The sequence below is a fragment of the Streptomyces sp. NPDC020362 genome (genome assembly GCF_040642095.1).
In the GTDB taxonomy this organism is placed as follows: Bacteria; Actinomycetota; Actinomycetes; order Streptomycetales; family Streptomycetaceae; genus Streptomyces.
In genome coordinates, this window is the sequence record NZ_JBFAET010000024.1 from 1 (window position 1) to 26,762 (window position 26,762).

Annotated in this window: 25 protein-coding genes and 4 pseudogenes; 14 read left to right on the plus strand and 15 right to left on the minus strand. The window is 71.7% G+C overall.

Annotated elements, in window-relative coordinates:
- Positions 1 to 64: 64 nt before the first annotated feature.
- Positions 65 to 370 carry a hypothetical protein gene (locus AB0H32_RS12575; RefSeq protein ID WP_361118506.1) on the minus strand — a complete coding sequence of 102 codons (306 nt, stop codon included), beginning with the start codon at positions 368 to 370 and terminating at the stop codon, positions 65 to 67.
- A 132-nt stretch (positions 371 to 502) separates the two neighbouring features.
- Between AB0H32_RS12575 and AB0H32_RS12580 the strand changes: the two are divergent.
- The 4 genes and pseudogenes from AB0H32_RS12580 to AB0H32_RS12595 all read left to right on the plus strand — a co-directional run.
- A pseudogene (locus tag AB0H32_RS12580) lies at positions 503 to 910 on the plus strand (MFS transporter); the annotation flags it as partial.
- Positions 911 to 1,220: 310 nt separating this feature from the next.
- Positions 1,221 to 1,328: pseudogene (locus tag AB0H32_RS12585) on the plus strand (polyphosphate kinase 2); the annotation flags it as partial.
- Between the two features lie 506 nt (positions 1,329 to 1,834).
- Positions 1,835 to 2,644: a snapalysin gene (gene snpA / locus AB0H32_RS12590; RefSeq protein ID WP_361118509.1), complete on the plus strand. Its 810-nt coding sequence runs from the start codon at positions 1,835 to 1,837 to the stop codon at positions 2,642 to 2,644.
- Positions 2,645 to 2,895: 251 nt separating this feature from the next.
- A pseudogene (locus AB0H32_RS12595) lies at positions 2,896 to 3,180 on the plus strand (MFS transporter); the annotation flags it as partial.
- Here the strand turns inward: AB0H32_RS12595 and AB0H32_RS12600 are convergent.
- The 6 genes from AB0H32_RS12600 to sigJ form a co-directional block, all read right to left on the minus strand.
- Entirely contained in the window at positions 3,142 to 3,987 is an 846-nt protein-coding gene (locus AB0H32_RS12600; RefSeq protein ID WP_361118512.1) for a fused MFS/spermidine synthase, read from the minus strand. The pseudogene AB0H32_RS12595 and the gene AB0H32_RS12600 sit on opposite strands and share 39 nt — an antisense overlap.
- A 126-nt stretch (positions 3,988 to 4,113) precedes the next feature.
- Positions 4,114 to 5,295: an elongation factor Tu gene (gene tuf / locus AB0H32_RS12605; RefSeq protein ID WP_361118515.1), complete on the minus strand. Its 1,182-nt coding sequence runs from the start codon at positions 5,293 to 5,295 to the stop codon at positions 4,114 to 4,116.
- 269 nt (positions 5,296 to 5,564) lie between these two features.
- Positions 5,565 to 6,287 carry a DNA alkylation repair protein gene (locus AB0H32_RS12610; protein WP_361118518.1) on the minus strand — a complete coding sequence of 241 codons (723 nt, stop codon included), beginning with the start codon at positions 6,285 to 6,287 and terminating at the stop codon, positions 5,565 to 5,567.
- Between the two features lie 124 nt (positions 6,288 to 6,411).
- Complete coding sequence (locus AB0H32_RS12615) at positions 6,412 to 6,591, minus strand: hypothetical protein (RefSeq protein WP_361118521.1); 180 nt, start codon at positions 6,589 to 6,591, stop codon at positions 6,412 to 6,414.
- A 383-nt stretch (positions 6,592 to 6,974) separates the two neighbouring features.
- Positions 6,975 to 7,850, minus strand: a complete 876-nt coding sequence (locus tag AB0H32_RS12620) for an undecaprenyl-diphosphate phosphatase (RefSeq protein ID WP_361118524.1) — start codon at positions 7,848 to 7,850, stop codon at positions 6,975 to 6,977.
- Positions 7,851 to 8,216: 366 nt separating this feature from the next.
- Positions 8,217 to 9,116, minus strand: a complete 900-nt coding sequence (gene sigJ, locus AB0H32_RS12625) for an RNA polymerase sigma factor SigJ (RefSeq protein WP_361118527.1) — start codon at positions 9,114 to 9,116, stop codon at positions 8,217 to 8,219.
- A gap of 126 nt (positions 9,117 to 9,242) precedes the next feature.
- Here sigJ and AB0H32_RS12630 point away from each other — a divergent pair, with 126 nt between their 5' ends.
- Positions 9,243 to 9,629: a hypothetical protein gene (locus tag AB0H32_RS12630; protein WP_361118529.1), complete on the plus strand. Its 387-nt coding sequence runs from the start codon at positions 9,243 to 9,245 to the stop codon at positions 9,627 to 9,629.
- A 4-nt stretch (positions 9,630 to 9,633) separates the two neighbouring features.
- On the opposite strand, the pseudogene AB0H32_RS12635 reads toward AB0H32_RS12630, so the two are convergent.
- Both AB0H32_RS12635 and AB0H32_RS12640 read right to left on the minus strand, forming a co-directional pair.
- Positions 9,634 to 9,833: pseudogene (locus AB0H32_RS12635) on the minus strand (transposase); the annotation flags it as partial.
- A gap of 52 nt (positions 9,834 to 9,885) precedes the next feature.
- Entirely contained in the window at positions 9,886 to 10,365 is a 480-nt protein-coding gene (locus tag AB0H32_RS12640) for a cupin domain-containing protein (protein WP_361118532.1), read from the minus strand.
- 113 nt (positions 10,366 to 10,478) lie between these two features.
- On the opposite strand from AB0H32_RS12640, the gene AB0H32_RS12645 reads away from it, so the two are divergent.
- Entirely contained in the window at positions 10,479 to 11,135 is a 657-nt protein-coding gene (locus AB0H32_RS12645; protein ID WP_361118535.1) for a helix-turn-helix domain-containing protein, read from the plus strand.
- Between the two features lie 129 nt (positions 11,136 to 11,264).
- On the opposite strand, the gene AB0H32_RS12650 is transcribed toward AB0H32_RS12645, so the two are convergent.
- Positions 11,265 to 11,735 (minus strand): helix-turn-helix domain-containing protein, encoded by a 471-nt coding sequence (locus AB0H32_RS12650; protein WP_361118537.1) that lies wholly within the window; start codon positions 11,733 to 11,735, stop codon positions 11,265 to 11,267.
- Positions 11,736 to 11,996: 261 nt separating this feature from the next.
- Here AB0H32_RS12650 and AB0H32_RS12655 point away from each other — a divergent pair, with 261 nt between their 5' ends.
- Entirely contained in the window at positions 11,997 to 13,166 is a 1,170-nt protein-coding gene (locus AB0H32_RS12655; protein ID WP_361118540.1) for a thiolase family protein, read from the plus strand.
- Positions 13,167 to 13,306: 140 nt separating this feature from the next.
- Here AB0H32_RS12655 and AB0H32_RS12660 read toward each other — a convergent pair whose 3' ends face one another.
- Together AB0H32_RS12660 and AB0H32_RS12665 are read right to left on the minus strand one after the other, a co-directional pair.
- On the minus strand, positions 13,307 to 14,086 hold the full coding sequence (locus tag AB0H32_RS12660) for a VTT domain-containing protein (RefSeq protein WP_361118543.1): 780 nt from the start codon (positions 14,084 to 14,086) through the stop codon (positions 13,307 to 13,309).
- 503 nt (positions 14,087 to 14,589) lie between these two features.
- Positions 14,590 to 15,828 carry a PP2C family protein-serine/threonine phosphatase gene (locus AB0H32_RS12665; RefSeq protein WP_361118546.1) on the minus strand — a complete coding sequence of 413 codons (1,239 nt, stop codon included), beginning with the start codon at positions 15,826 to 15,828 and terminating at the stop codon, positions 14,590 to 14,592.
- Positions 15,829 to 16,076: 248 nt separating this feature from the next.
- Here AB0H32_RS12665 and AB0H32_RS12670 point away from each other — a divergent pair, with 248 nt between their 5' ends.
- The 4 genes from AB0H32_RS12670 (at position 16,077) to lnt (ending at position 22,155) form a co-directional block, all read left to right on the plus strand.
- Positions 16,077 to 18,137 carry a restriction endonuclease gene (locus AB0H32_RS12670; protein WP_361118549.1) on the plus strand — a complete coding sequence of 687 codons (2,061 nt, stop codon included), beginning with the start codon at positions 16,077 to 16,079 and terminating at the stop codon, positions 18,135 to 18,137.
- A 176-nt stretch (positions 18,138 to 18,313) separates the two neighbouring features.
- Positions 18,314 to 19,789 carry an oxidoreductase gene (locus AB0H32_RS12675; RefSeq protein WP_361118552.1) on the plus strand — a complete coding sequence of 492 codons (1,476 nt, stop codon included), beginning with the start codon at positions 18,314 to 18,316 and terminating at the stop codon, positions 19,787 to 19,789.
- 231 nt (positions 19,790 to 20,020) lie between these two features.
- The gene (locus AB0H32_RS12680; protein ID WP_361118555.1) at positions 20,021 to 20,503 is read left to right on the plus strand and encodes a nuclear transport factor 2 family protein; all 483 of its coding nucleotides are present in this window, start codon (positions 20,021 to 20,023) and stop codon (positions 20,501 to 20,503) included.
- Positions 20,504 to 20,586: 83 nt separating this feature from the next.
- Positions 20,587 to 22,155, plus strand: coding sequence for an apolipoprotein N-acyltransferase (gene lnt, locus AB0H32_RS12685; protein WP_361118558.1), 1,569 nt, complete (start codon positions 20,587 to 20,589; stop codon positions 22,153 to 22,155).
- Here the strand turns inward: lnt and AB0H32_RS12690 are convergent.
- Together AB0H32_RS12690 and AB0H32_RS12695 are read right to left on the minus strand one after the other, a co-directional pair.
- Positions 22,079 to 22,984 (minus strand): Gfo/Idh/MocA family oxidoreductase, encoded by a 906-nt coding sequence (locus AB0H32_RS12690; protein WP_361118561.1) that lies wholly within the window; start codon positions 22,982 to 22,984, stop codon positions 22,079 to 22,081. The genes lnt and AB0H32_RS12690 overlap by 77 nt on opposite strands.
- A 10-nt stretch (positions 22,985 to 22,994) precedes the next feature.
- Positions 22,995 to 24,206 carry an FAD-dependent monooxygenase gene (locus AB0H32_RS12695; RefSeq protein ID WP_361118564.1) on the minus strand — a complete coding sequence of 404 codons (1,212 nt, stop codon included), beginning with the start codon at positions 24,204 to 24,206 and terminating at the stop codon, positions 22,995 to 22,997.
- Positions 24,207 to 24,289: 83 nt separating this feature from the next.
- Here AB0H32_RS12695 and AB0H32_RS12700 point away from each other — a divergent pair, with 83 nt between their 5' ends.
- The 3 genes from AB0H32_RS12700 to AB0H32_RS12710 all read left to right on the plus strand — a co-directional run bounded on the left by AB0H32_RS12700 (position 24,290) and on the right by AB0H32_RS12710 (position 26,092).
- A complete protein-coding gene (locus AB0H32_RS12700) occupies positions 24,290 to 24,916 on the plus strand; it encodes a TetR/AcrR family transcriptional regulator (RefSeq protein WP_361118567.1) in 627 nt (208 codons plus the stop codon).
- Positions 24,917 to 24,960: 44 nt separating this feature from the next.
- Entirely contained in the window at positions 24,961 to 25,476 is a 516-nt protein-coding gene (locus tag AB0H32_RS12705; RefSeq protein ID WP_361118570.1) for a DinB family protein, read from the plus strand.
- Positions 25,477 to 25,591: 115 nt separating this feature from the next.
- Positions 25,592 to 26,092 carry a hypothetical protein gene (locus AB0H32_RS12710; RefSeq protein ID WP_361118573.1) on the plus strand — a complete coding sequence of 167 codons (501 nt, stop codon included), beginning with the start codon at positions 25,592 to 25,594 and terminating at the stop codon, positions 26,090 to 26,092.
- A gap of 46 nt (positions 26,093 to 26,138) precedes the next feature.
- Here AB0H32_RS12710 and AB0H32_RS12715 read toward each other — a convergent pair whose 3' ends face one another.
- Entirely contained in the window at positions 26,139 to 26,660 is a 522-nt protein-coding gene (locus AB0H32_RS12715; protein WP_361118576.1) for a hypothetical protein, read from the minus strand.
- Positions 26,661 to 26,762 lie beyond the last annotated feature (102 nt).

A 26,762-nucleotide genomic window follows, 5' to 3' on the forward strand; every position in this document is an offset into this window, starting at 1 on the left:
CCGGGTGGTCGCCCCCCCCCCCCGGCGCCCGGGGGCGGCCGCCGCCACACATCGAACCGGATGTTTAGCCGGGGAACGGCTTGCTGGCGTCCCGATCGGCCTCGAGGCACTGGTCGAGCCGCTTCTGGATCGCGGCCGCGTCGTTGAGCGCCTTCCTGGCCGCCGCGTTCTCCCCCAGCTGCTTGAGCTTCGCGGCCTTGCTCTTGAGGTTGGCTATCTGCTGGCGCATCTGGCCCTCGTTGCACGTGACGGCGGCCTTCGAAACCACGGCCGGGCGGGCCGTCGTGGCGGCGTGAGCGGGCACCGACGTGATGAGGAAGCCTCCGGCGACGGCCACGGAGACGGCCAGTGCGGAAAAGCGCTTGGTCATGAGTTGTTCCCCCAAATAGGGCCTGAGTCGTTCGGAATGGATCTTACAAGCCTCTGGAACCCGCCAGTAACTGGCCCCGCCACCCAGCAACTTGGCCGGTGCACGTCCGTCTCTTCCGGGAGGACCGACGAACCCCCGCGCGAGCCGGGCGAGGGCATGCCGGCCGATCTCCGGGAGGGCTGGCGGGAGTTCGTCGGCCGACCCTGGCCGTGGGGCACCGTCGTGCAGTTCTCGATCGCCAACGCGGTGGCCGGCGCGGCCGACGCCGTCTACGGCCCGCTCGTCGCCCGCGACAGCCTGGGCGCGCCGGGCCCCTGGGGCCTGGCGCTGGGCGCGTTCGGCGCGGGCGCGGTGACCGGCGCCCTGCGGATGACCCGCCGGAAACCCCGCCGTCTGCTCCTCGCCGGCACCCTGGGCGTCTTCCCGCTGTCCCTGCCCTCCGCCGCCCTGGCCGTGCCGGTGCCGGTGGGCGTCCTCTACGCGGTCATGTTCGTCGCGGGTACGACGGTGGAGGTGTTCGGCGTCTCCTGGATGACCGCGCAACACCCTGGTGAAGGTAACTTTTCGGCATCCGAACCCGGAGCCCTTTCCTGACGGATGCGCCCCCGCTGCCCGGCCGAGCACTACCACCAGCAGCAACTTTCGGGTGCCAGAACCGGAACGGGTACTGCGGTACAGGAGGGACCGGTGTCGAGCCAGGCGACCCGTTCGAGACGGACTGGGGGCCGTCCTGCCGAGACCAGCAGGAACGATCTGCTGATGAGCTGCCCAGCCCGGCACCCTACGACCGGGCACGCACCTCGTTCGCGCGGCTGACGACAGCCCGGCCCGCACAGTCCCGAAGCCACCAGGCCCGGCCGGCACGCTGCTGAAGGCGGGCGAGGAACCCACCGGCCTGTCCCCCGCGCCGCTCGCCGGGCTGCACGGCGGTCCCGGCCTCCATCCTGATCAGGACTGAGCGGCGGCGGCTCAGCGGTGAGGGATGCCGCCCAGCGCCGAGGGTGACTCCCTGGGGGCGCCCCGGGGCCGGTGGGACGCGAAAGAAACGGAAGCTCATGTTCTATGACGTCGGTCACAGCGCCCCGCCAACAAACCGGCACACTTAGTAGACGCGGCATGGCAGACATCTGAGGATTTGTCCGTCTTGGCACAGATGCGGATCCCGTCGCGTGTCCCGGAATTCCCCCGGCCGGCCCGCACTCCCGTTGCCCGGTGACGTAAGGCTTCTGACGCCACGACAGCTTCCCCTCCTGCCGCCATGTGCGGACCGGAGACCCGCACGCTGCCCCGGCGAGATCCAGGGACCTACGAGGCGACGTAGTGGCGGGGACCCTTTGCGCTCCCTGTCGAGCCGTTCTAAGAATGACGACCCACAGGACGTCGCCGCAGTTCGGAACCGGTGTTCACGCAGATTCGACCGCGCACCGGGCGCTCGGCGTCACCGAGTGAGTAGGAGCCCCCCACATGAACTCGTCCCGAACATCCGCGAGACTCCTCGCCCTCGCTCTCGGCCTGGGTCTGGCCTCCAGCGCGCTGGGCGCGGCGGTGCCGGCCGGCGCCCGGACGGCCGACACCCCGTCCGCTGCCACCGGTACCTCCGTGGCACAGTACGCAGGGTCGGTCCAGGAGGCCGCGAACAACAAGGCGTTCTTCGAGGCCGTACTCAAGTCCGTCGCCGAGAAGCGCGCCGCCCAGCCGAACGCGCAGGCGGTGACTGTCTACTACAACACCTCCCAGGCACCGAGCTTCCGTTCGCAGATATCGAGCGCGGCCGCGATCTGGAACAGCTCCGAGTCCAACGTCAAGCTCCAGGAGGCGTCGAGCGGTGGTGCCGACTTCTCCTACCAGGAGGGCAACGACCCGCGCGGGTCCTACACCTCCACCAACGGCCACGGAAAGGGATACGTCTTCCTCGACTACACCCAGAACCGGCAGTACGACTCGGTCCGCGTCGTCACCCACGAGACCGGGCACGTGCTGGGCCTGCCGGACGACTACGGCGGGCCGTGCAGTGAGCTGATGTCGGGCGGCAGCGCCGGCCCGTCCTGCACCAACCGCTACCCGGACGTCACCGAGCGCTCGCGTGTCGACCAGCTGTGGGCCACCGGACTCGCCCAGGCCCCGGGCACGGCACGATCACCCGAAACCACCGGCCCGCTCGCAGGCGGTGTCCCCGGTGCGGGCGAGGAACCGAGCAGGGACGATCCCCAGACCCCCAGCACGCCCGCGATCACCGCGCCGGCACCCGCACCCGTCCTGATCCGTATTGCCTGATCCCACGGCAACAGCAGATTCCCCAGCAGTACGCACAGCCCGAACACTGCCAAGGAGCCTGCCACGACCGACAACCACCGTGACGCACGGCTCACCTGATGCTCCGTCATGCTGAACGAGGCATCCATCTTGCCACCAGGGCACACCACGCCGCCTCAGTCGTGACAGACGTAGGCCTGGCTGTTCTGCGCCCCTGACCCAGAACGCAGCGGTCCTCATCAGACAGCTCCGTAGGCGTCTTCAGGCCCATGGCACTGCGCCGGGAGATCCCCGAGGACAAGCCCTCCCGGGTCTCGGCGTACGACCGGTTCGGCTCGGTCTCGCTCCTGCCGCTGGCCACGGCCCTGGCGGGCCCCGTCGAGACCGCCGTCGGCCGCACGTCCGCCCTGTAGGGCTGTGCCGGCCCGGTCGTGCTGGTCACCGCCCTGGTCCTGCTGGTCCCGGACGTGCGCACCCTGACCCGCCGCAGCGGGCGCACGACCACCGTCCGTCTGCCCTCAGCCGATGCCGAAAGCCCCGTCGGGGGGCTCGGGTGAGGGCACGGCGTCGCTGTCGTCGACCGGCCGGGCGGCGCCGATGAAGGCCCTGAGCGCGGCGCCGTGTTCGACCCGGGCGGGGAAGGCGTCGGCCGCGGTGCGGCGGGCGAGCGCGGCCGTGTCGACCCTCCGGTGCGAGGCGATGACCACCGCGTTGCCGAACCGCCGTCCGCGCAGCACGCCCGGCTCGGCGATCAGCACCGGCTCCTCGAACACGGCCGCGAGATTGGCCAGTTGGGAGCGGAGGAAGGCGAAGGGCGCCGCGTCGGCGAGGTTGGCCAGATAGACCCCGTCGGGTCGCAGCACCCGCTCGGCCTCGCGGGCGTAGGCGAGCGAGGTGAGGTGGGCCGGGACGCGTGAGCCGCCGAACACGTCGGCGATCAGCACGTCGACCGAGTCGTCCGGGGCGGCCTCCAGCCAGGCCCGGGCGTCGGCCGCGTGCAGCGCGACACCCGAGCCCGCCGGAAGCGGCAGTTGCTCGACGACCAGCTCCAGCAGGGCACGGTCGGCCTCGACCACGTCCTGCCGGGAGCCGGGCCGGGTCGCGGCCACGTACCGCGGCAACGTCAGCGCCCCTCCCCCGAGGTGCAGCACCTGCAGCGGCCGTCCCTCCTCGGCGACGGCGTCCAGGACGTACCCGAGGCGACGGGCGTACTCGAACTCCAGATGCTCGGGCTCGTCCAGATCGACGTACGACTGCGGCGCCCCGTCGACGGTGAGCAGCCAGGCCCGTTCCCGATCGACGTCGGGCATCAGCTTGGCGGTGCCGTGATCGACGGTCCGGGTGACGGGTACGGCTTCATTCACGGGACCATTGTCGCCGGTACCGCGCAAACACCGGCGCGGGGAGTACCCCAAGGGGCGCGGAGAGCTGCGCGACCGGCCGCAACCGGCCCGCAGCCCCCACACCCCGTCCCCTGCGGTCGTGGAACTTCAGCCGACGGAGGTGACCGTACCGGCGCCCACGGTCCTGCCCCCCTCACGGATGGCGAACCCGAGCCCCGGCTCCAGCGGCACCTCCCGCCCCAGCTCCACATTCATCTCGACCGTCTGGCCGGGCCGGACGAACGCCGCCTCGCCGAGGTCGACGTCCCCGACCACATCCGCCGTGCGGATGTAGAACTGCGGCCGGTACCCGGTCGAGACCGGCGTCGTGCGACCGCCCTCGCTCGCCGACAGCACATACACCCGCGCCGAGAACCGCCGGCTGGGCGCCACGCTCCCCGGCGCCGCCACGACGTGCCCGCGCCGCACCGCGTCCCGCGGCACCCCGCGCAGCAGGACCGCCACGTTGTCCCCGGCCTGCGCCTCCTGCATCGGCTTGCCGAAGGTCTCGAGGCCGGTGACGACGGTCTCCACGTCGGCGCCGAGCACCGCCACCCGGTCCCCCACGTGGAGCGTCCCGCGCTCCACGGCGCCGGTGACGACCGTCCCCCGCCCGGTGATGGTGAGCACGTTCTCCACCGGCAGCAGGAACGGCGCGTCCAGGTACCGCTCGGGCATGGGCACATAGGTGTCGACCGCGTCGAGCAGCGCCTCGATGGACGCCGTCCAGCGCGGGTCGCCCTCCAGGGCCTTCAGCCCCGAGACGCGTACGACGGGTACGGCGTCCCCCGCATACCCCTGCGCGGTGAGCAGCTCGCGGACCTCCATCTCGACCAGGTCGGTCAGCACGGCGTCCTCGCCGTCGTCGACGGCGTCGGCCTTGTTGAGGGCGACGACGATGTGGTCGACGCCCACCTGCCGGGCGAGCAGCACGTGCTCGGCGGTCTGCGGCATGATCCCGTCGAGCGCGGAGACGACGAGGATCGCCCCGTCGAGCTGCGCGGCGCCGGTGACCATGTTCTTGACGTAGTCGGCGTGGCCCGGCATGTCCACATGGGCGTAGTGCCGGGTGTCGGTCTCGTACTCGACGTGCGCGATGTTGATGGTGATGCCGCGGGCGGCCTCCTCCGGGGCCCGGTCGATGCGGTCGAACGGGACGAAGGTGCCGGTGCCGCGCTCGGCCAGGACCTTGGTGATCGCGGCGGTCAGGGTGGTCTTGCCGTGGTCGACGTGCCCCATCGTGCCGATGTTCAGGTGCGGCTTGGTGCGCACGTATGCCGTTTTGGACATGGCTGTACCTCGAAGCCTCTCAGCCGTGAAGGAGAATGCGGGACCCCAAGGACTGGCCGACCCTCCCCCTGCGGGGTCCGCCGGACGATCCGGGGAGGGTCAGCTTCGGGCGCCGTCGACAGCGGCCACGAGGATCGGGACGGCAGCCTTCGGGGCATCCGCGACGGCGGATGCTGCGAGGAGGAAGGCGTACCGGAACATGTCGACGATCATCGCCGACCGTTTGTCCGGCGTCGAATGGTTTTTCGGGGTACGTGCGGCGATGGCCGTCAGGGGCCGATGTTCTTCAGCGCCTCACGGACCGTCAGCGGGGCGAACCGGCCCCGCTCCCGCACCAGGAAGTCCCGCACGGCCCCGGGATCGGTCTTGGCGTACTCGCGCAGGGACCAGCCGATGGCCTTGCGGATGAAGAAGTCGGGGTGCCCGGACTGGAGCAGGCAGTAGCCGAACAGCCGCTCGGTGTCGGTGCGTTCCTTGTAGCGGAGCTGGTGCAGCAGAGCCGTGCGCGCCACCCAGAGGTCGTCGTCCGTGATCCAGGCGTCCATGTCGGCCGTGAGCGCGGGGTCTGCCGCGACCAGCACTCCGACGACGTGCGCGGCAAGCAGGTCGACGGTGTCCCACCAGGGCACGGCGGTGACGAGGTGCCGGACGACGGGCAGGAACGCGGAGGAGCAGCGGGCCGCATGTCGGCGCAGGTAGTCCACCGCGAAGTAGTGGTACTCGCGCTGGGGCAGGCGCCAGCAGCGCAGGGCGATCGCGGTGCAGTCGGCCTCGTCGGGGCGGGCCGTGCCGGCCAGGACCGTGCGCGACAGGACGCGACGGTCCGGGGTGGGGATGCCGAGGAAGGGCGCCACGTCCTTCATGTACGCCCGCATCGAGACGGCACGCTCCGGATCGGCCGCGGCTGCGTACACGGAGGTCAGCCGCTCGAGAACGGCATCGGCGAGAGCGCTGCGCGGCACGTCCGGCGCAGCCGCACCTGTGACGGTCATGAGACGAACCATAAGGCGATCACGCACGATCGCCCCGTCGACGTCACCGGAACCGCACCGTCGGACGGGGCCACCGCCGGGCGCGGCACGGCTTCTCCCACGGCCCGGACGCCGAACTGCGCTCTCAGGCAGCCTCGATGACCGTCCCGCGGATGGCCTCCGCCCACTCGACCACCAACAGCTCGTACTCCGCGCGCTCCTGGGCCGACAGGGTGCCGCCCGCACGCAGCCACAGCGCCCGGATCTGCTCGTTCACCTCGGCAGCAGACCGCACGGAACCAGGGGGGAGGGACTCGGGGGACATGCCGAACAGCCTAGGGGCAAGCACTGACAGTGCGCTACCGCACGGCTACTCAGAACGTATGGGGTTGGTCACCGCCGGAGGCGGTCGCGTGTCCGGTCGGGCCAGACCAGAGTGCATATGCCCTGCGGGCAATTGGATGCAGGAAGGCGCGGCCGACGGTGAAGTACCGGGCAGATTACGCCCGTTACGCCTCGAGGATCCACCGAATCCGCAGGCCACGGCCGCTTCGGCGCAGTCCGCGGGCGGTGCGGCGAGCACTCCGTCCAGCTCCGGGCGTCCGGCGCACGGGAGATGTCCGAAACGGCTGCGGGGGGGGCGGGAGCCGGGGACCGGGCGGGCTTCCCGGCGACGGTCGTCCGGTGAGGGGCGGGGGCCCGCTCGGGTCAGCTCGCCGATTCCGCCGCGTGCGGGCTCAGGACGCCCGCCGTGACCAGTGCGATGATGACGATGCCGAGGGCCACGCGGTACCAGACGAACGGCATGAAGCTCTTGTTGGAGATCCACTTCATGAACCAGGCGATCACCGCGTATCCCGAGGCGAACGCGATCGCGGTCGCGAACAGGGTCGGGCCCCAGTCCACGTCGCCGTTGCCCACCGAGTCCTTCACCTCGAACACGCCGGACGCCAGCACCGCCGGAATGGCCAGCAGGAACGAGTAACGGGCCGCGGCCTCCCGCTTGTAGCCCATGAACAGGCCGCCGCTGATGGTGGCGCCGGAGCGCGAGACGCCCGGGACGAGGGCGCAGGCCTGGCACAGGCCGTAGATCAGGCCGTCCTTCACGCTGAGGTTCTGGAGTGTCTTGCGCTGCTTGGGCGCGCGGTGCCTGCCGCCGGTCTCGTCCCGGGCCGCGAGCCGGTCCGCGACGCCGATCACCAGGCCGACGACGACGAGCATCGTGGCGGTGATCCGCAGATCGCGGAACGGCCCCTCGATCTGGTCCTTGAGCGTCACACCGAGCACACCGATCGGGACCGAGCCGACGATCACCAGCCAGCCCATCCGGGCGTCGCGGTCCTGCCGCATCGCCTTGTCGGACAGGGACCGGAACCAGGCCGTCAGGATCCGCCCGATGTCCCTGCGGAAGTAGATGAGCACCGCCGTCTCCGTGCCGATCTGGGTGATCGCGGTGAAGGCCGCCCCGGGGTCCTTCCAGCCCGAGAAGGCGGCGGTCAGCCGCAGATGGGCGCTGGAGGAGACGGGGAGGAACTCGGTCAGCCCCTGGACGAGTCCGAGGACGAGCGATTCAAACCAAGACATGAAGGTACGGCGTCCAAGTGCTGATGGGATACGTGGTGATCATGTGACGAGTGCAGCGTATCGGGCTCCGGTGACCGGCCGGGCGCAGGGGCCGGACACCCGCCCCGGCACCGGGTGTTGACCGGCCCCTGTGCGGCGCCTGCGCTACAGCGCAGGAGAAAGCACCTTCTGCACCCGTCACACCGCGCCCGCTGCGGTCCCCGGAGGAGTGCTGAACCCGCCCGTGCCCCACTCCGCTTCACGTGGGGCGGCGGGATCCGTCCGGCGCGAAGTCAATGCCCTCGATTCCATGGCGACTCCGAATCCGTGGCGACTCCACGCTCATGGCGACTCCGCGCTCATGAAGGACGATCCCCCGGACAGGCGCTAGTCGTCCCGCGCCCACGGACGGAGCTTTTCCGGGTTGCGGACCGCCCAGATGCGGGTGACGCGGCCGCCGGTGACGCCGAACGCGGCCACCGTCACGGTGACGTCGGCGTGCTGGGCGACGAGGCCGGGCATGCCGTTGACCGAACGCTCCAGGAGCGTCAGCCCCGGAGCCTTGTCGGCGATGTGGACCAGGTACTGGGCGATGCGCGCGCCGCCCTCGACCGGGCGCAGGACGGTGCCGACCAGGCCGCCGCCGTCGGCGGTCATCACGGCGTCGGGGTCGAGGAGGCCGACGAGGGCCGTGATGTCCTTGGCCTCCCACGCCTCCTTGACGTGCCGCACCACATCGGCCTGCCCGGCCGTCGCCGGGGCCACCGGGACCTGCGCGGCGCCCACCCGCCGTCGGGCCGAGGACGCCAGTTGCCGGCAGGCCGCCGGGGTCCGGCCGACGATGCCGGCGATCTCGGCGAAGGGGTACCGGAAGACGTCGTGCAGGACGAACGCCACCCGCTCGGCGGGCGTCATCGACTCAAGAACGACGAGGAAGGCCATGGTCACCGACTCGTCCAGGGTGATCTGGTCGGCGGGGTCGGCGGCGCGCAGGTCGGCCCACTCCGTGCGGTCGGGCATCGGCTCGGGCAGCCACGCGCCGACGTAGCGCTCGCGCCGGGCCCGCGCCGAGCCGAGCAGGTCCAGGCAGATACGGCCGGCCACCGTCGTGAGCCACGCGCCGGGGGACGCGATGGCCTCCTGCTGGCGCGGTGGCAGCGCGTAGAAGCGCGCGTAGGCCTCCTGCACGGCGTCCTCGGCCTCCGTCAGCGAACCGAGCAACCGATAGGCGACATTGATCAGTTGGCGCCGCTCGCCCGCGCCCGACTCGGGTGTCCCCGTGCTCACGACCGCTCCCCCTTGGTCCCCTGGCGCCCGCGTTCGCGGCCTCGCCTGACATTTCGCGGGCCCACGTCGTCGGACGGGTGAGACCTTATCGATCTACTGCCTCCGGGCAGGAGAGGGGACCGCGTCATGGCCATTCGGACGACGACGGCACAGCACAGCTTCACGTTCCTGCGGGTGACGATCGCCCTGCAGACCCTGGCCATCTTCTTCCAGGCGGTCACCGCCGGACTGCTGCTGACCTCGTCGCACGGCGAGGTGGTGCACGGCGTCGGGGCGCGGGTGATGTACGGCGCGTCGATGCTGTACGTGCTCGCCGCGGTGCTGGCGTGGCGGCCTGGGGGCGGCTCGCCGCGGCCCGTCCTCCACGCGTCCGGGTTTCTCGCCCTGGCCTCGGTCCAGGTCGTGCTCGGCATCGCGGCCGTCCCGTCGCTCCATGTCCCCCTGGGCGTCATGATGTTCGGCCTGAGCGTGCTGGCACTGGCCCGCCAGGGCACGGAAGCGACGCGCGCCTAGGGGCATCGGCAGCGAGGTGGATCCTCGTGGCCAGTCCGCCGCGGGACCGGCCGACGGCGTGGTCGGCCGGTTCAGGTGCACCCACTGCGTTCCGGTCTGGAACTTGGAGGCGATCGCCTCGATCACCTCACGGTGATCCCGCCGACGACCACCCCGCTTCGGTGTCCGGTCCGGGAGCAACGGCTCGATCCGCGCCCACTGCACGTCTGTTGATCACACGTCCGGGCCGACGAACGCCCCATCCGAACAGAACTGCCTAGTCGAGAGTCATCGTGCCCTCGGTGTAACGCATGCCGTACCGCTCGCCGATGACGTTCACCTTCTCCAGGTCCATGGCGCCCCCGGCGGTTCGGACGGCGGGGCCGGCGGCGAAGAGGTCCTCCATGAACTGGTCCCAGCCTCCCGGTGTGGAGATCTGGAGCGCGCGGGCCGGGGGTTGGGAGGCGTTGCGCATGGCGTGCGGGATGCCGTGGGGCAGGAGCGCGCACATGCCCGGCGTCAAGCGGTGCGTCCTGCCCTGGAAGTCGATCTCCATCTCGCCCTCCAGTACGTAGACGAACTCGTCCATCAGCTCGTGCACATGGGGCGGGATGTCGACGTCGAGGCTGTTCTCCAGGACGGCCAGCCGGCCCTCGCTGTCGTCGGTGGCGACCTTGACGCCGAAGCCGGGCGGCAGCGGAACGCGGGTCTGCCGGGACTCTCCGGGCTGGAGCAGGATGAAGCGGTCTGCGGACATGGGTGATTCCCCTCTCGTCGGCCGCATGGTGCCGATTCGCGGCTCCCACCCTACGCCTCAAGTGGAGAAAATTCTCCGGTTAATGCCCGCAGGTTCCCGTCTACGATCGTCGGGTGACCAGTGAGCCGCCCCTGCGGGCCGACGCCCTGCGCAACCGCGAGAGGATCCTCGCCGCCGCCCGCGAGCTCTTCCGGGAGCGGGGCACCGCGGTCGCCCTCGACGACGTCGCACGCCGTGCCGGAGTGGGCGCCGGCACCCTGTACCGCCGGTTCCCCGACCGCGACGCGCTGATCCGGCAGGTCATCGTCGACGGCTTCGAGATCTGTCTGGCCGCGGTGGAAGCGGCCCGCGCAGAAGCGGCCGATCCGGCCGCCGCGCTGGAGCGGCTCTTCCGGAGGGTGCTCGATCAGCGCGAGCGCCTCGTGCTCCCGCTGATCGGCGGTCCCGTGGTGCGCGACCCCCGGGTCCAGGAACTCCAGCTCGCCATCCGCGACACAGTGGCGGACATCCTCGCGAACGCCCGGTCGGCCGGCATCGTGCGGGACGACGTCACGGCCGAGGACCTGATCACTGCAGCCGCGATGGCCTGCCGCCCCATGCCCCATCTGCCGGACGACGTGAGCGCGGCCCTCGCCCACCGGCACGTGGCCGTCTACCTGCACGGTCTGCGCCCCGAAGGTGCCCGCCCCCTGCCCGCGCCCGCACCCGCCCCGGGCGACTTCGGCCGCCCCGTCGCCATGGAGCGGCCCGAGCCGGGACGAACGCCCTGACCCGGAGCCGCCCGGTACCGGCAGAGTTCGGGCCGGGGCCTTTCTTCGGGATCAGGCCGACTTTCCCGGGCAAGATCCACAAGGTCCAGAAGAAAGGCCCTCGGCGGACCCGGACCCTCCGGACGGAGGCTATGCGGCCGTCGGGCCCGCGACCGTCCAGCCCGGGGCCTGCGGGTGGGCCGTCAGGTCCTCGTGGCGGACGGGCTCGCCGCAGGCCCGGCAGGTGACCTGCGGGACCAGTTCGTTGCCGCAGCTGTGCTCGATGACCATGGGGAGGTCGGCGCCCTTGCGGAGGTGGCGGTCGCCCCAGTCCTTGAGGGTCATCAGGACCGGCTCCAGCTCCAGCCCCGCCGGTGTAGGCCGGTACTCGAAGCGCTGCGGGCGTTCGCTGTAGACGTGCTTGGCGAGGATCCCGGCGTCCACGAGCCGGCGCAGCCGGGTGGCCAGGACGTCACGCGGGGCGCCGATGTTGCGCACCAGCTGGTCGAAGCGGCCGTTTCCCAGGCACACCTCCCGCAGGACGAGCAGGGAGTACTTCTCGCCGACCAGGGCGAGGGCGTCGGCGATGGAGCAGGGGCGCGGGTCTTTCGTGGCGGCCATGACGGCCAGTTTAGGGGCCGGGTCGAGGGCACGTTGAGGGTCGGATCGTGGGGCGCATCGCGGGCCGGATCGAGGGCCGGAACCAGGGGCGGACCGAGGGCCGGACCGAGGATCGGTGCGGGCGGAGACCAGAGTAGGTTTGATTTTCCAACTCGCCGAGTTATCGTGGGTTTGGAATTCCTACTCACTGGTAGCTCCCGCTCGCTGCGTACTTCTCTCTTCCTGTGCGCGGGTAGCCAGGCGGCCAAGGAGGCCCGCACCATGCGCGACGCAGTCATCGTCGAAGCCGTACGCACCCCCATCGGCAAGGGCAAGCCGAACGGCTCCCTCGCCCACGTCCACCCTGTACAGCTCCTCGCCCACACCCTGCGCACCCTGGTCGAGCGCTCGGGCGTCGACCCGGAGCTGATCGACGACGTCATCGGCGGCACCGTCGACCAGGTCGGCGAGCAGGCCATGAACACCACCCGCTACGCCGTTCTCGCGGCCGGCCTGCCCGAGACGGTCCCGGCGACCACGGTGGACCGCCAGTGCGGCTCCTCCCAGCAGGCCGTGCACTTCGCCGCGCAGGGCGTGATCTCGGGCGCGTACGACCTGGTCGTCGCCTGCGGGGTGGAGTCGATGAGCCGGGTGCCGATGTGGTCCAACGTGCCCGCCGGGAAGGACCCGTTCGGCCCGGGAGTCGCCGAGCGCTACCCGGACGGCCTGACTCCCCAGGGCATCAGCGCGGAACTCATCGCCGCCAAGTGGTCCCTCACCCGGGCGGGGATGGACGAGTTCGCCGTCTCCTCGCACCACAAGGCCGCCGCCGCCTGGCAGGCGGGCCTCTTCGACGCCGAGGTCGCACCGCTGGACGGCGTCGCACGCGACGAGTGCGTACGGCCCGGCAGCACCCCAGAGATCCTCGCCGGCCTCAAGCCCGCCTACTACGACCCCGCCTTCGCCGAGCGCTTCCCGCAGATCGAGTGGAACATCACCGCGGGCAACGCCAGCCCGATCAACGACGGCGCCTCCGCCGTGCTGATCACTTCCAGCGAGACCGCGGCCCGGCTCGGCCTGCGCCCGCTCGCCCGCCTGCACAGCTTCGCCGTCACCGGCTCCGACCCGCTGCTGATGCTCACCGGCGTGATCCCGGCGACGGAGAAGGTCCTGCGCCGGGCGGGACTGGCCCTCGACGACATCGATCTGTTCGAGATCAACGAGGCCTTCTCCAGCGTGGTCCTCGCCTGGCAGCAGGAGACCGGCGCCGATCTCTCCAAGGTCAACGTGCACGGCGGCGCCATCGCCCTCGGCCACCCGCTGGGCGCCAGCGGCACCCGCCTGACCACCACCCTCGTCCACGCGATGCGCGAGCGCGGCGCCCGCTACGCCCTGCAGACCATGTGCGAGGCGGGCGGGCTCGCCAACGCGATGATCCTCGAGGGCGTCTGACGGATCACCGCCCGATCGGGCTGATCGGGCTGATCGGGCTGATCGGGCTGATCAAGCCGGTCAGACCGATGGGACCGGTCAGACCGATCGGGCCCGTCAGGCCAGCCAGGCCGGTGGGACCGGTCAGGCCGATGGGCCGGTCACCGGGCGCGCAGGTGGTGCCGCTTGCGCCAGGCCACCACCGTGCCCGCCAGCGCGGGTACGGCGATGACGGCCATCGCGATCAGGAAGGCGGGCGAGGTCGGCGCCGAGGCACGGGCGCCGGCGACCGCGTAGGCGGCCGTGTTCGGGATGGAGCCGACCGCCGTGGCCAGCAGGAACGGCAGCCAGCCCATGCGGGAGACGGCGGCGCAGTAGTTCGCCGCCCAGAACGGCACCCCCGGGAAGAGCCGGGCCACCAGCATCGAACGGAACCCGTGCCGGCTCAGCTGCCCGTCGGCCGCCTTCAGCCAGCGCCCGCGCAGCAGCGGGCGCAACGCGTCCTGCCCGAGCACCCGGCCGAGACCGAAGGCCACCGCGGCCCCGATCACCGTGCCCGCCAGTGCCGTCCCCAGCCCCAGCTGGGAGCCGAACAGCGCGCCGGCCGCCAGGTTCAGCAGCGGGCGCGGCACGAACGCCACCGTGCACAGCCCGTACGCCACAGCGAACACGACCGCCGCCGCGGCCCCGCCGAGCTGCGGCGGCCAGCCGTGCGTCAGCAGCCGCTGCGGCTCGAAGAGCAGCACACAGGTCGCCGCGCCCGCGAGAAGCGCGAGCAACAGCGAGAGCCGGGCGTACGGCGACAGCACCGCGCGCCTGCAGCGAGCGGCGAGGCCTGCGCGAGGCGGGGACGGAATCCGTACGGCCGCGGGGGCGGTCAGCTCCGTGGCGGCGACCCGGGGAGGGGCCGTGGCGGTGCCAGAGCGGTTGGCATCGAGCATCCGGCGACCTTAGCCGACCGACATGTGTGATCGCCGTATGATCCGCCTCATGGCCGTCAGGGGCGACAGCGCCTTGCGCACCCCGATGCCCGACCATGGGTCCACCACCCCCGCAGGTGTGCGAGCACCTCGTCCTCCACAGGCTGGACGACGCAGGCGTCCCGCGCCGACGCCGGCAGAAGACGGCCCACCTGAGTGGCTTCGCCGTACCGCCGACCGTCTTCACCACTGCCCCACGCTTGGCACGACGGTTCACATTCGCCTGACCTGTGTCGGCAGTCGGATCTTCGCCGCGCGGAAGACGGCCGACCGGGGCCGGGTCGACGGGCGCTAAGGCGACACCGAGCACGCCTGGGAGGTGGTGCCGGTACCCGAGCGCATCGGCCGGTCGGTACACGAGTACGTCGCCCTCTCCGGACTGGCTTGACCACCCACGTCAAGCCGCGCTCCGGTCGGGACGAGGACGCCTCGCCGTCTTCCTCGACGGTGTTGGCGATACCGCGTCACCGGTGCTGCGGGCGCCATTCGAAGAGCAGGATGGTCACGTCGTCCCGCAGCTGGTTGCGCTGGTAGTCGAGGATGGCGTGGATGAGCAGCCGCAGCACCTCGGCCGGGCGCTGTCCGGCGGCGGAGGAGCGGATGATGAAGTCGGTGAACCGGTCGAGGCCGAACTCCGCACCGTCCGCGTCGCGAGCCTCCACGACACCGTCGGTGTAGAGCAGGACGCAGTCGCCCGGTTCCAGGGTCGTCTCGTGGATCTGCCGGGTTGCCGGGGCGAGTAAACCGGCCAGCCCGATCGGCGGCTGTGGGGGGCTGTCCAGCGCCTGGGCGAGCACCCGCTCGGCACGGATCAGCAGCGGTGGGGGGTGACCGCAATTGACCCAGCGCAGCACCCCGGTCTCGGCGTCGAGCCGGCACAGCACGCCGGTGCAGAAGTGGTCGGGCAGCCACTGGGCGAGCGCCTGGTCGACGGAGCCGATGACGTCGGCCGGGTCGCCACCGCTGCGGCGGGCGTTGCGCGCCGCCGCCATGGCGACCGACGTGGTCAGTCCGGCGGTCAAATCGTGACCCATGCCGTCGAGGATCATGGTGTGCAGCAGGTTCTTGACCACCGAGTGGTCGAAGGCGTCACCGGCGATGTCGTACGCCGGTTCCAGGACCGCGGTCGACACGCATCTGCTGCTGCCGACGGTGTGGGGTGGCAGGAAGGCCCGCAGCATCTCGGCGGGCAGCTGCATGGTCGCAGTGCGGGTGCGGGCGGCGAGCCAGTCGCTGTAGGCGCGCTTGGAGGTGATCAGCATGGCGAACAGATGGGCCAGCATCCGGCTGCGGCGCATCCGCACCCCGTCGAGGAAGCTGGTCCGCAACGCCAGCACGCCCAGCCGCTCCGCACCGTCGACCAGCGGCATCCAGAGGATCAGGCCGTCGTCGGCCTCGGCCACCCGCGGGGAGACCGTGCGGTACGCCCAGCCGGCCGACGAGTGGTCCACCGGCAGCGGTTCCATGGCCTCGTCGAGTGGGATGAGCAGCCGCTGTTGCAGGTCGACGAGGTAGATCAGCGCGGTGTCCAGGCCGAGGGACGAGGCGCACCGGTTCGCCAGGGCGGGCAGTTCGAACGGCAGGGCGGTCTGCGCCTCGATGACCAGCTCTTCCAGCCGATTCTCGTCGACGGCGGTGTCGGGACCGGAGGACGCGCGTGGTGGGTCCGACACGGCGATCACCCCTTCCGTGCCCAGTCTCACACCGATCCCGCCCTCCCTCACGTCAGGCATGCCCGCGGCGACGACCGGTGGGTCGGAGGCAATGTCGTGCGGGACGGGACAGCCACCTTTCGATCGCGCTGACCTGCGGGGATGGTCCAAGCAGGCTGCCTTTGCCGAGTGGATGTGCGAGGCGGCCATTGCTGGATAGAGTCGTCTCGTCACAGCTGGTTGCGGGGACAACCAAAGCGCCTTTCGGCTGCCCATGTCCGGGGGAGGGCCTGCAGCACATGAGTCGTCGCTCTACTGGTCTTGTCGGTGTCTGGGCCGAGATGCAACGCGAGCAGCAGCGCCGGCTGGAGGCCGAGGCCAGACGGCGGAGACAAGAGGAGCAGCAGGCGCGGGCCTTCCAGCGCCGAGCCGCCCAGAGCCACCGCGAATACCGTCAGGCGGAGGCGCAGCGTCGTACGGAGGAACTGGACGCCGAGGTGGCGGCCCTCCAGGGCCTTCTCAGTGCCGGCAGCCAGGCACCGGCCTTCAGGGCGGCCGCGCTGATGCGGACCGAGGAGGTCCAGCCCTTTTCACCAGGAGCATTGGCCCACCCCGTGCCCATGCCGAACCCGGATCTGTACCGGGCGCAGGGTGGCTGGACCGCGAGCCGCCGCGCGCAGGCCGAGGCCGAAGCGCGGGCGCGTCTCGAGCGGGACCGGCAGGCCGCACAGGCGGCGGAGGCCCAGCGCCGACAGCAGCTCGCTGCTGCGCAGAGGGAGTACGAGCGGTGGGCCGGTGCCCGGCTGGCGGAGGTTCGCCGGCACAACACCGGCATACGCGAGGTCATCGAGGGAGTCCGGCGCGGAGACCCGGAATCGGTGGTCGAGTACTTCTCCGCCGCTCTCTACTCGTCGACCGCATGGCCCGAGAACTTCCCTCGGCAGATCTCTGCCGCGTACGACCCGGCAGCGCGGCAGCTGGTCCTCGACTGGGAACTCCCCGGGTACGGCGTGGTCCCCGAAGCGAAGTCCGTGCGGTACGTGTCCTCCCTCGACCAGGACAGGGAATCCCCTCGCCCGGTGGGCCGGCGTCGGGCCTTGTACAGAGAGGTCATCGCGCAGTCCGTGCTGCTCGTCGTGCACGAACTCTTCGCCGCGGACGACGCGGGCGCACTCGAGTCCGTGACCTTCAACGGGTTCGTGGATGAACACGACCCCACGACCGGCCGACGCGGCCACCTCTTCCTCACGACCGTCATGGCTTCGCGGTCGACGTTCCGTGATCTTCACCTGGCGCAGGTGGACCCCGTCACCTGCCTGACCGACGGACTCCGGGGGCAGCTTTCGGCACGGCCGGACCAGCTCGCCCCCGTGCGACCGAGCCGCCGGCCACACGACGTCGGCAACCGCGTCGTCGCTCACGGCAGCGACGACGAGCCGGACCTGTACGCCATGGATCCGATCGCGTTCGAGAACCTCGTGGCCGACCTCTTCCGGGCCATGGGGATGCAGGCAGTGACCACCCAGCGCTCCAACGACGGCGGTGTGGACGTCGACGCACTGGACCCGGCACCGATTCGTGGCGGCAAGATCGTCGTGCAGGTGAAGCGCTACCGCAACACGGTGCCGCCCACCGCTGTGCGCGACCTGTACGGGACGGTGCAGGACGCCGGCGCCAACAAGGGCGTCCTCGTGACGACGTCAGGGTTCGGCTCCGGCTCACGCACCTTCGCCAACGGCAAGCCCCTGGAACTGATCTCGGGAGCGGAGCTCGTCGACCTTCTGCATCGCCATGGGCTGCGTGGGCGACTGGGCGACGGCGGCCGCCCCACCGCGGCGCACACGGCACCGTCGGGTCCGGACACCCGGCTGCCCGCCGACTACAACATTCTGGGCATGTCATGGACCGGAAGCGTCGCGTTGGACGTGTGCGCTCTCGTCTGCCGGGGCAACCGCGTCCTCAGCGACGATCACTTCGTCTTCTTCAACAACCACCGGACGCCCGACGGCAGCGTGCGGGTTCTTCCTCCGACCGCGCCCGACAAGGCCGCGATATGTGTGGCCTTCGACGAGCTGCCAGAGGCTGCCGACCGGTTCGTGCTCGTGGCCGCCACGGACCCGGAGACCGACCCCGACGCGGACCTCTCCGGCTTCACGGACGCGTGTATCCGGCTTCTCGACCCGGGGATGACCGAACTGGGACGACTCGACGTCTCCGACGGCCGGCCCCGCGAGACCGCCTTGGTGCTCGGCTCCTTCCGCCGAAGGTCCAACGGCGACTGGGACTTCGTCCTCGGCGGCAGGGGCTACACGGGCGGCCTGGAAGAACTCGTCATGGACTACGGCGTGGAAGTGGAGTAGATCGTCCGCACGTGAGTCAGCACGCTTGGCACCAGACCGCGGTCTCCCCGTCGATCCGTCGATCCGTCGATCCGGATGCTCTGCAGTCGGAGCCCTGGGTTGCCGCGGACGACCTGCCGACTGGGGCCGCGACAGCACCGGCCTGGCGTTCGTCGTACAGCCGTTAATCTTCCCCAGTGCATTCGTATGAGGAACTGAGCACGGCAGAGCGGCAGTTGTGGGACGCCTACCCCACTGGTCGTCTTTTGGACTTCCGAGCGGGTGCATCGGAGGACGACCCCGAAGGCGGGGAAGGCTGGGGTGCCGACCGGACGATCCGCGCCACGGTCGTGGCCGCTCTCCTGCGCGGTGCACGTCCTGGGCAACCGGGTACTTCGCCGGCTTTGCGGCTCAGGGGGGCACGTATCAGTGGAGCTCTTGATCTCGGCGACCTCGAGATCGGGCATGGGCTGTGGTTCACGGAGTGCTGGTTCGAGCACGGCGTGAGTCTCCACGGGGCCGCGACCCGATCGATTTCGATGGACGGGAGCCATATCCCCGGGGTCGACCTGACCACAGCTCGTGTCGAGGGCCGGGTCTCACTGCGGGGCACCGTTGTGCGCGGCAGGTTGTCGCTCCTGAACGCTCGGGTAGCCGGCGAGCTGGTTCTCAGCGGAGCCACCCTTGCCCACCCCGATGACTGGGCTCTGTTCGCCGGCGGGCTCTTCGTGGAGGGGGGACTCTTCTGCCGGGGAGCCACTGTGGACGGGGGGATGCGGCTCCTCGGCGCGCAGCTGTCCGGTGGACTCCACATGGAAGGAGCGCGGGTTGGCCGTCCTGGCGCCGTCGCACTCATCGCTGACAACGCTGTTGTGACGACGTTGGCGTTGTCGCAGGGATTCACTGTTCATGGGGCGATAAGTCTGCGCGGCACGCAGGTATCGGACCAACTGACCTTCGACGGTGCCCACCTTGACTCCGTCGGTACCACGCTGGACTGCACGCGGATGCGTGCCGGGGTCTTCGTCTTCACCCCGGCCGACTCGCCGTCGGGCTTGATCGACCTGCGCGGAGCCCAGGTCGTGACCGTCCGCGACCGTCTGGGGGCCTGGCCGGGGACTGTGCGGTTGCAAGGGTTCACCTACGGTGCCCTGACCGAAGAGGACGACTCTCGGCAGAACTCCGTCAAAGACAGGGTGGCCTGGATATGCCGGGATCGTGGATACGCCTCGCAGCCGTACGAGCAACTGGCGACCTGGTATCGGCAGATCGGCCATGACGACGATGCCCGGCGAGTGCTGCTTGCCAGGCAACGCCACCGCAGGAGGACTCTGAGCGGCCCGGCCCGCATGTGGGGTCACGTCCTGGACGCCACTGTCGGTTACGGATACCGGCCGTGGCTTGCCGGCGTGTGGCTTGCGGCGCTGGCCGTGGTCGGGACCGTGGTCTTCAGCGCAAGTACACCGCGACCGACTCAGCCCGGTCAGACACCCCCGTTCCACGCCTTCGTCTACACCCTCGACCTCTTGATCCCGGTCGGTGGGCTCGGTCAGCGCAGCGCTTGGTACTGGACAGGAACGACAGCATGGCTGGCCTACGCATTCATCGCGGCCGGATGGCTGTTGACGACGGCCGTGCTCGCCGGAGTGTCGCGAACGCTGAACAAGAACTGATCACGTACCTCACGCGTTGGGCGGGCTTACGAGGCCTCCGGTGAGCTGTTCGAGGCGTGCACGGCTTCGGACTCGCTGTGGCGGGCCCGGACACGGAACCTCGGCTCGATGGCACGCGCGGATCCGACTGGTTGATCGTTCACGGGGGGTTCGGCAGCCCGGCACCTCGCGCATCACCGAATATCCGGCGTGCCTCTTGGCACCCGGCCCCCGGTGTCCAACACTGTGCCGATGACGCAGCGTGTGGAGCTCGCGACCGTAATGGACCGGCTGGCCGTGGACGAGCTGGTCACCGAGTACGCCGGGGCGGTGGACGACGGTGACTGGACGGCGTACAGGGGGCTGTTCACGGCGGACGGGCGGGCCGACTACCGTTCCGCCGGCGGCATCGAGGGCGACGCCGGCCGGGTGGCCGGGTGGCTCGCCGAGAGCATGGAGTTGTTCGCGATGCGGCAGCATCTGATCGTCAACCGACGGCTGCGTTTCGGGACCCTGGAGCACGACGCCGGGGACACCGCCCGGGTGCGGGCCGACTACATCAACCCGATGCGGTTCGCGGGCGCCGGCGACCGCGGTGCCCCGGACCTGGTGTGCGGCGGCCGGTACGACTTCGGGCTGCTGCGCACGCCGGAGGGCTGGCGGTTGCGCGCGGTCGTCGTGCACGAGAAGTGGCGGCGGATGCCCGATCGCAGCCCGGCGGCCGTGCCCGACTGACCCGGCGGGGCAGCCCGATGCCCTCTGTCGGAGATCGCTTCCGGCGCGCACACTGGAGTCAGCCCCGGGTAGGGAGACTCCGTATGAGGATGATCGACCGCTGGCTGACCTCGACCTGGCGGCGCTCCTGCGTCGTCGCCGTTGCGGGCGCCCTGCCCGTGCTCGCGTTCCCGGCGCCCTCGCTGTGGTGGTTCGCCTATGTCGCGCTGGTGCCGTGGATCCTGCTGGCCCGTTCGGCGCCGACCGGTCGTAGGGCCGCGTACGACGGCTGGTGCGGCGGCTTCGGGTTCATCGTGGCGGTGCACCACTGGCTGCTCCCCAGCCTGCATGTGTTCATCTTCCTGATAGCCGGGCTGCTGGGCCTGCTCTGGGCGCCCTGGGGCTGGCTGGCCCGCCGGTTCCTGGGCGGAGTGCCCTCGCCGGGGCGGGGCGTGGCCGCGCTGCTGGTGCTGCCCTCGGCGTGGCTGGCGGTGGAACTGGTCCGCTCCTGGCAGGGCCTCGGCGGCCCCTGGGGCATGCTCGGATCCAGCCAGTGGCAGGTCGTCCCGGCGCTGCGGCTGGCGTCGGTGGGCGGGGTGTGGCTGCTCAGCTTCCTGGTGGTGGCCGTCAACGTGGCCGCCGCGGTGCTGATATCCGTGCGCGAGGCCCGGGTGCCGGCCCTGGCCTCGCTGCTCGCCACGGCCGCGGCGACCTCGGCGGCCTGGGCGTGGGCGCCCCGCCCGGACGTCGACGGCCGGGCACGGATCGCCGTCGTCCAGCCGGGCATCGTGGACGGGCACGACAGCCCCGACAGGCGGTTCGACCGCGAGGAACAGCTGACCCGACAGCTCGCCGGGCAGGACGTCGACCTGGTCGTGTGGGGCGAGTCCAGCGTCGGCTTCGACCTGAACGACCGGCCCGACCTGGCCCGCCGGGTCGCCGCACTGTCCCGGCAGACCGGTGCCGACGTGCTGGTCAACGTGGACGCCCACCGCTCCGACCGGCCGGGCATCTACAAGAGTTCGGTGCTCATCGGGCCGAACGGCCCGACCGGCGAGCGCTACGACAAGATGCGGCTCATCCCCTTCGGCGAGTACATCCCGGCCCGCTCCCTGCTGGGCTGGGCCACCTCGGTCGGCAAGGCGGCCGGCGAGGACCGGCGGCGCGGCACGGGGCAGGTCGTGATGAACGTCGGGCACGGGCTGCGCGTCGGCCCGCTGGTGTGCTTCGAGACCGCGTTCCCCGACATGAGCCGCCATCTCGCCGCGGACGGCGCGGACGTGCTGCTGGGCCAGTCCTCCACCTCGACGTTCCAGCACAGCTGGGCCCCGGAGCAGCACGCCTCGCTGGCCGCGCTGCGCGCCGCCGAGACCGGCCGCCCGATGGTGCACGCGACCCTGACCGGCGTCTCCGCCGTCTACGGCCCGGGCGGGCAGCGCCTCGGCCCGTGGCTGGGCACCGGCGCGAGCACCGCCCACGTGTACGACGTGCCGCTGGCGCACGGCATCACCCCGTACGTCCGCTACGGCGACTGGCCGGTGCACGGCGCCCTGCTGGTGCTGGCCGCGCTCGGGGTGACCGAGGGCGTGCGGGCGATCAGGCCGCGCCGGACGCAACCCCTCGTACCACCCGCTCGCACAGTTCATGGGTCGCCAGTGCGTCCCGGGCGCTGAGCACCTTGCCCGCGCGCACGGCGCCGAGGAAGGCGAGGACCGCCTGCTCGATGCCGCGCTGCCGGGCCACCGGCACCCAGTCGCCGCGCCGGCGCAGCGTCGGCTGCCCCTTGTGGTCGATCACCTCGGACAGATTGAGCACCTGACGCTTGGTGTCCTGACCGGAGACCTCCAGGATCTCCTCCGCCGAGCCGCTGAGCCGGTTCATCACGCCGAGCGCGGTGAAGCCGTCCCCGGCGAGCTGGAGCACGACGTGATGGAGCAGCCCGCCCTCGCTGCGGGCGCGCACGGTCACGTCCTCGACCGGGCCCGGCACCAGGAACCGCAGGGTGTCGACGACGTGGATGAAGTCGTCGAGGATCATCGAGCGCGGCTCCTCGGGCAGCCCGATCCGGTTCTTCTGCATGAGGATCAGCTCGCGCGGATGGTCCAGGCACTGCGTGTACGAGGGGGCGTAGCGCCGGTTGAAGCCGACGAAGAGCGAGACGTCGCGCCGCTCGGCGAGGTCCACGAGGCGTTCGGAGTCGGGGAGCCGGTAGGCGAGCGGCTTGTCGACGTACGTGGGGACGCCCGCTTCGAGCAGCCGGGTGACGATCTCCGGGTGGGCGGCGGTGGGCGCGTGCACGAAGGCCGCGTCGAGTCCCGCGTCGAGCAGGGATTCCAGGCTCGTGTGCCGCCGCTCCGCCGGCAGGTGGAGCGTGTCCGCGACCCGGGCGAGGGTCTCGGGAGTGCGGGTCTGGAGGTGGAGCTCGACCTCCGGCTGCGTACCCAGGACCGGCAGGTACGCCTTCTGCGCGATGTCCCCGAGTCCGATGCAGCCGACCTTCACGTGCTCTCCCCTACCGGTTCTCTGCGGGTGCCTTCCCGGAAGCATACGGGGGCTGCCAGTCGGCGATGCCGTCGAAGCTCCGCAGGAACAGCGCGGGTCCGGCCTTGGACAGCACGGCGACCGCGGTGTTGCGCACGGCGACGGCGGTGCGGCTGCCGGCCATGTTGAGGCGGGCCACCCTGACGGCCCGGCGGGCGATCGCGGTCGTCCGGGGAAGCCGGGCGGCGGTGTAGGCCGCGAGGTCGTCGGCGACGGGACTCCCTCCGCGCGAGCGCGGCCGAGCGTGGGAGAGGGCGAGGACGACGGCGTCCTCGATCGCCTGGTTGCCGCCCTGGCCCAGGGTCGGCGGCATGGCGTGGGCGGCGTCGCCGAGGAGGGCGACCCGGCCGGCGTGGTACGCGGGCAGCGGCTCGGCGAGGTGGTGGACGTCGTGGCGCAGGACGTCCTCGGGGCGGGCGGCGGCGATGACGGCGGGGACCGGGTCGTGCCAGTCTCCGAACCGGCGCAGCAGTTCGGCCTTCTCGTCGTCGGGGGCGTGCTCCCCGGCCGGAGTCATGGCGGCCGCGTAGGCGTAGACCCGGCCGTCCTCGAGCGGATGCGTGCCCCAGATGCGGCCCCGGCCCCAGGTCTCGTGCGAGGCGAACTGCGCACCGGGCACCGGGATCTGGACCCGCCAGGTGGTGAATCCGGCGTAGACCGGACCCGGGTGGGCGGGGAACAGCACGCGGCGGACGCGGGAGTTGACGCCGTCCGCGCCGACCACCAGATCGGCCTCCAGTTCCTCGGCGCCGCAGATCACCCGGGCCGGTCGGGTGGCGTCCCCGGGGTCGGCGAGGGCCGCGGCGGCCGCCGTGCGGATCGCGCCGGGCGGGAGCAGGGCGGCGAGGCGGTCGACGAGGGTGGCGCGGGGCAGCAGGACGAGCGGGCCGCCGAAGCGGGCGACTGCGGCCTCGGCGTTCGAGCGGGACAGCCAGCGCCCTCCGGGGGTGCGCAGGCCCCCGTCCCCCTGCCAGGCGGCCAGGTCGCGGATCTCGTCGCCGAGGCCCAGGACGTCCAGGGCGCGCAGGGCGTTCGGGGCGAGCGAGATGGCCGCGCCCACCGGCTCCAGCGAGGGGGCCCGCTCGTGGACGGTGACGTCCCAGCCGGCCTGGTGCAGAGCCGCGGCCGCAGTCAGGCCTCCGATCCCGCCGCCGATGACGATCGCGCGTGCCGACTGTGCCATCTCTCCTCCTGGAGTCCCCCGGGACTACATCTGTAGTGCGGACGACATTACTACAGCCGTAGTGCGACGGGTAGGGTCGGTTCATGCCCGAACGCACGCCCGGCACACCCGGCACGCCCAACGCACCCGGCACGCCCGGCACGTCCCGTGCCGATCTCGTGGCCGACACCGCCCTCGCCCTGCTCGCCGAGCGCGGCATGCGCGGCCTGACCCACCGGGCGGTGGACGAGGCGGCCGGGCTGCCCCAGGGCTCGACGTCGAATCTGGCGCGCACGCGGCAGGCGCTGCTGGAACTCGCGGTACGGCGGCACGCCGAGCGGGAGGCGCGGGTGCTCGCGCCCGCGGAGATGCCCGACGCGCACGGCGGTGTCGATGCGCTGGCCGAGGGACTGGCCCTCGCGGTCCACCGCTCCCTGACCCGGGGGCACGACCTGCTGATCGCCCGCTACGAGCTGGCCCTGGAGGCCACCCGCCGCCCCGAGCTGCGGGCCTTCTACGACGCGACCGGCACCGTCTTCAAGGAGCAGCTCGCGGCGCTGCTCACCGCCGTCGGCTCGCCGGACCCGGCCCGGCACGTGCTGTCGCTGGTCGCCTGGGCGGACGGGCTGATGTTCTCCTGCGCGGCCGGTTCCTTCAGCGCCGAGGTGCCGAGCCTGGAGGAGGTGCGCAGGGGTCTGCGGGAGCTGCTGACCGGGATGCTGGGCACCTGAAAACCTCCTGGTGACATCGCGCACGGTGTTGCGAGGATACGGACATGACGACGACCGAACGCCGAGAGCCCGCCCCGAACGCCGGTGAACGCGCCATGCTGGAGGGCTGGTTGGACTACCACCGCCGGACGCTGGCCCGGAAGTGCGAGGGCCTGACCGACGAGCAGCTGCGGACCGCGTCGGTGCCGCCCTCCGAGCTGTCCCTCATGGGGCTGGTGCGGCACATGGCCGAGGTGGAGCGGGGCTGGTTCCGCAAGGTCCTGACGGGCGACGACCCCGGGCCGATCTACTCCTCCGAAGAGGACCGGGACGGCGAGTTCCACCTCACCGGGTCGGACACCTGGGAGGAGGCGTACGGCACCTGGCAGGCGGAGATCGGGACCGCCCGGCGCAACGCGGCCGGCTTCGCACTCGACGACCTCTCCCGGGGCACCAGCCGGTTCACCGAGGAACCGTTCAGCCTCCGCTGGATCTACACCCACATGATCGAGGAGTACGCCCGGCACAACGGCCACGCCGACCTCGTCCGGGAGCGGATCGACGGCGCCACCGGCGACTGAACGTCACCTTCGGCACCTAAAGTCCCTCCTTACGGGGCGCGAGATCACCCGTGCGGGGGCATCGGTCTCCGGCGTACGGTGCCAAGGCGGCTGCCGACCCAGCAGAGTTGCCCGGGTGTATCGAACGACGACCACCGCAGCGCTTCTGGTCACCGTGGCCGTCTCGGCCCTCGCAGGCTGTGTGACGGTACAGCGCCCGCCGGCTTCCGGCCCCCCGCCGGACAGCGCCGCCTCGAAGCCGACGGCACCCCGGCCGGACGGCAGTGCCCGGCCGCGGGTGGTGCAGGCCCCGGCCCAGGAGGCACTGGAGATGGTCGGCCCGTCCCGGCGCCCCGGACACACCGCACCGTCCGCCCCGCACCAGTCGACTCCGGCGGCTCCGGGGCCGCCGGACGCACCGGCCACGCACCGCCCGCCGCCCCCGCCCGCCGCAGTCCCCCAACACTCCCATCCGCCCCCGGAACGCCCCCGGCGGCCGCGCGCCGACGTACCGCCCGCGCGCACGTCACCGCCGGCTGCGAAGGGCTCGGACGTGTGCGCCCTCGGCAGGACGTACGGCGGCTGGCGCAAGGGCAGCCCCGAGGCGATGATCTGCGAGCGGACGTACGGCCACTGACCGGACCGCGCAGCGCATGCCCGCTACGGGGCGGAGCGCATGCCCGCTACGGGGTGGGCCGCTGCCGCGGCGGTCCCCACCCGTCGCCGTCCGCGGCCCCCTGATCCCCCAGCTGCAGCTCCAGGCGGCCGATCGCCGCCCGCACCCCCGCGCCGTACCCGTCGTCGGCGAGGGCGCCGGCCGCGCGGCGGGCCCGGGTCAGATGGATGCGGGCGGCCTCGGAGCGGCCCAGCTTCAGATAGTCGGCGGCGAGATTGAGATGCAGGGAGGGGTAGAAGCCGTGGACGGCCGACGGGTCCGCCCCGGCTCTCCCGGCCGCCAGCTCCTCCGCCGCCGACAACGCCCTGAGATCCCAGGCCAGTTCGTCCGCCGGGTCGTCCTGGGTGTCGGCCAGGTAGTGCGCCAGCGTGCAGCGGTGCAGCGGGTCTCCCGCCTCGCCCATCTCGGTCCACAGCTCCAGGAAGCGGCGCCGGGCCTCCTCGCGGTCACCGCCGTGATGCAGCATCACGACCTGCCCGATCCGCGTCAGCACGGCATCCGGCACCGCCTGCTCCTGTCGCTCCGCCACCGCGTCCTCCGGGCCGTCGTCGGCTTGCTCGTCAGCCGTCTGCCCCGACGCTAGCCGCACGCACCGGCAATCCCGGGCAGGCGGCCCCGTACGACACGGGGG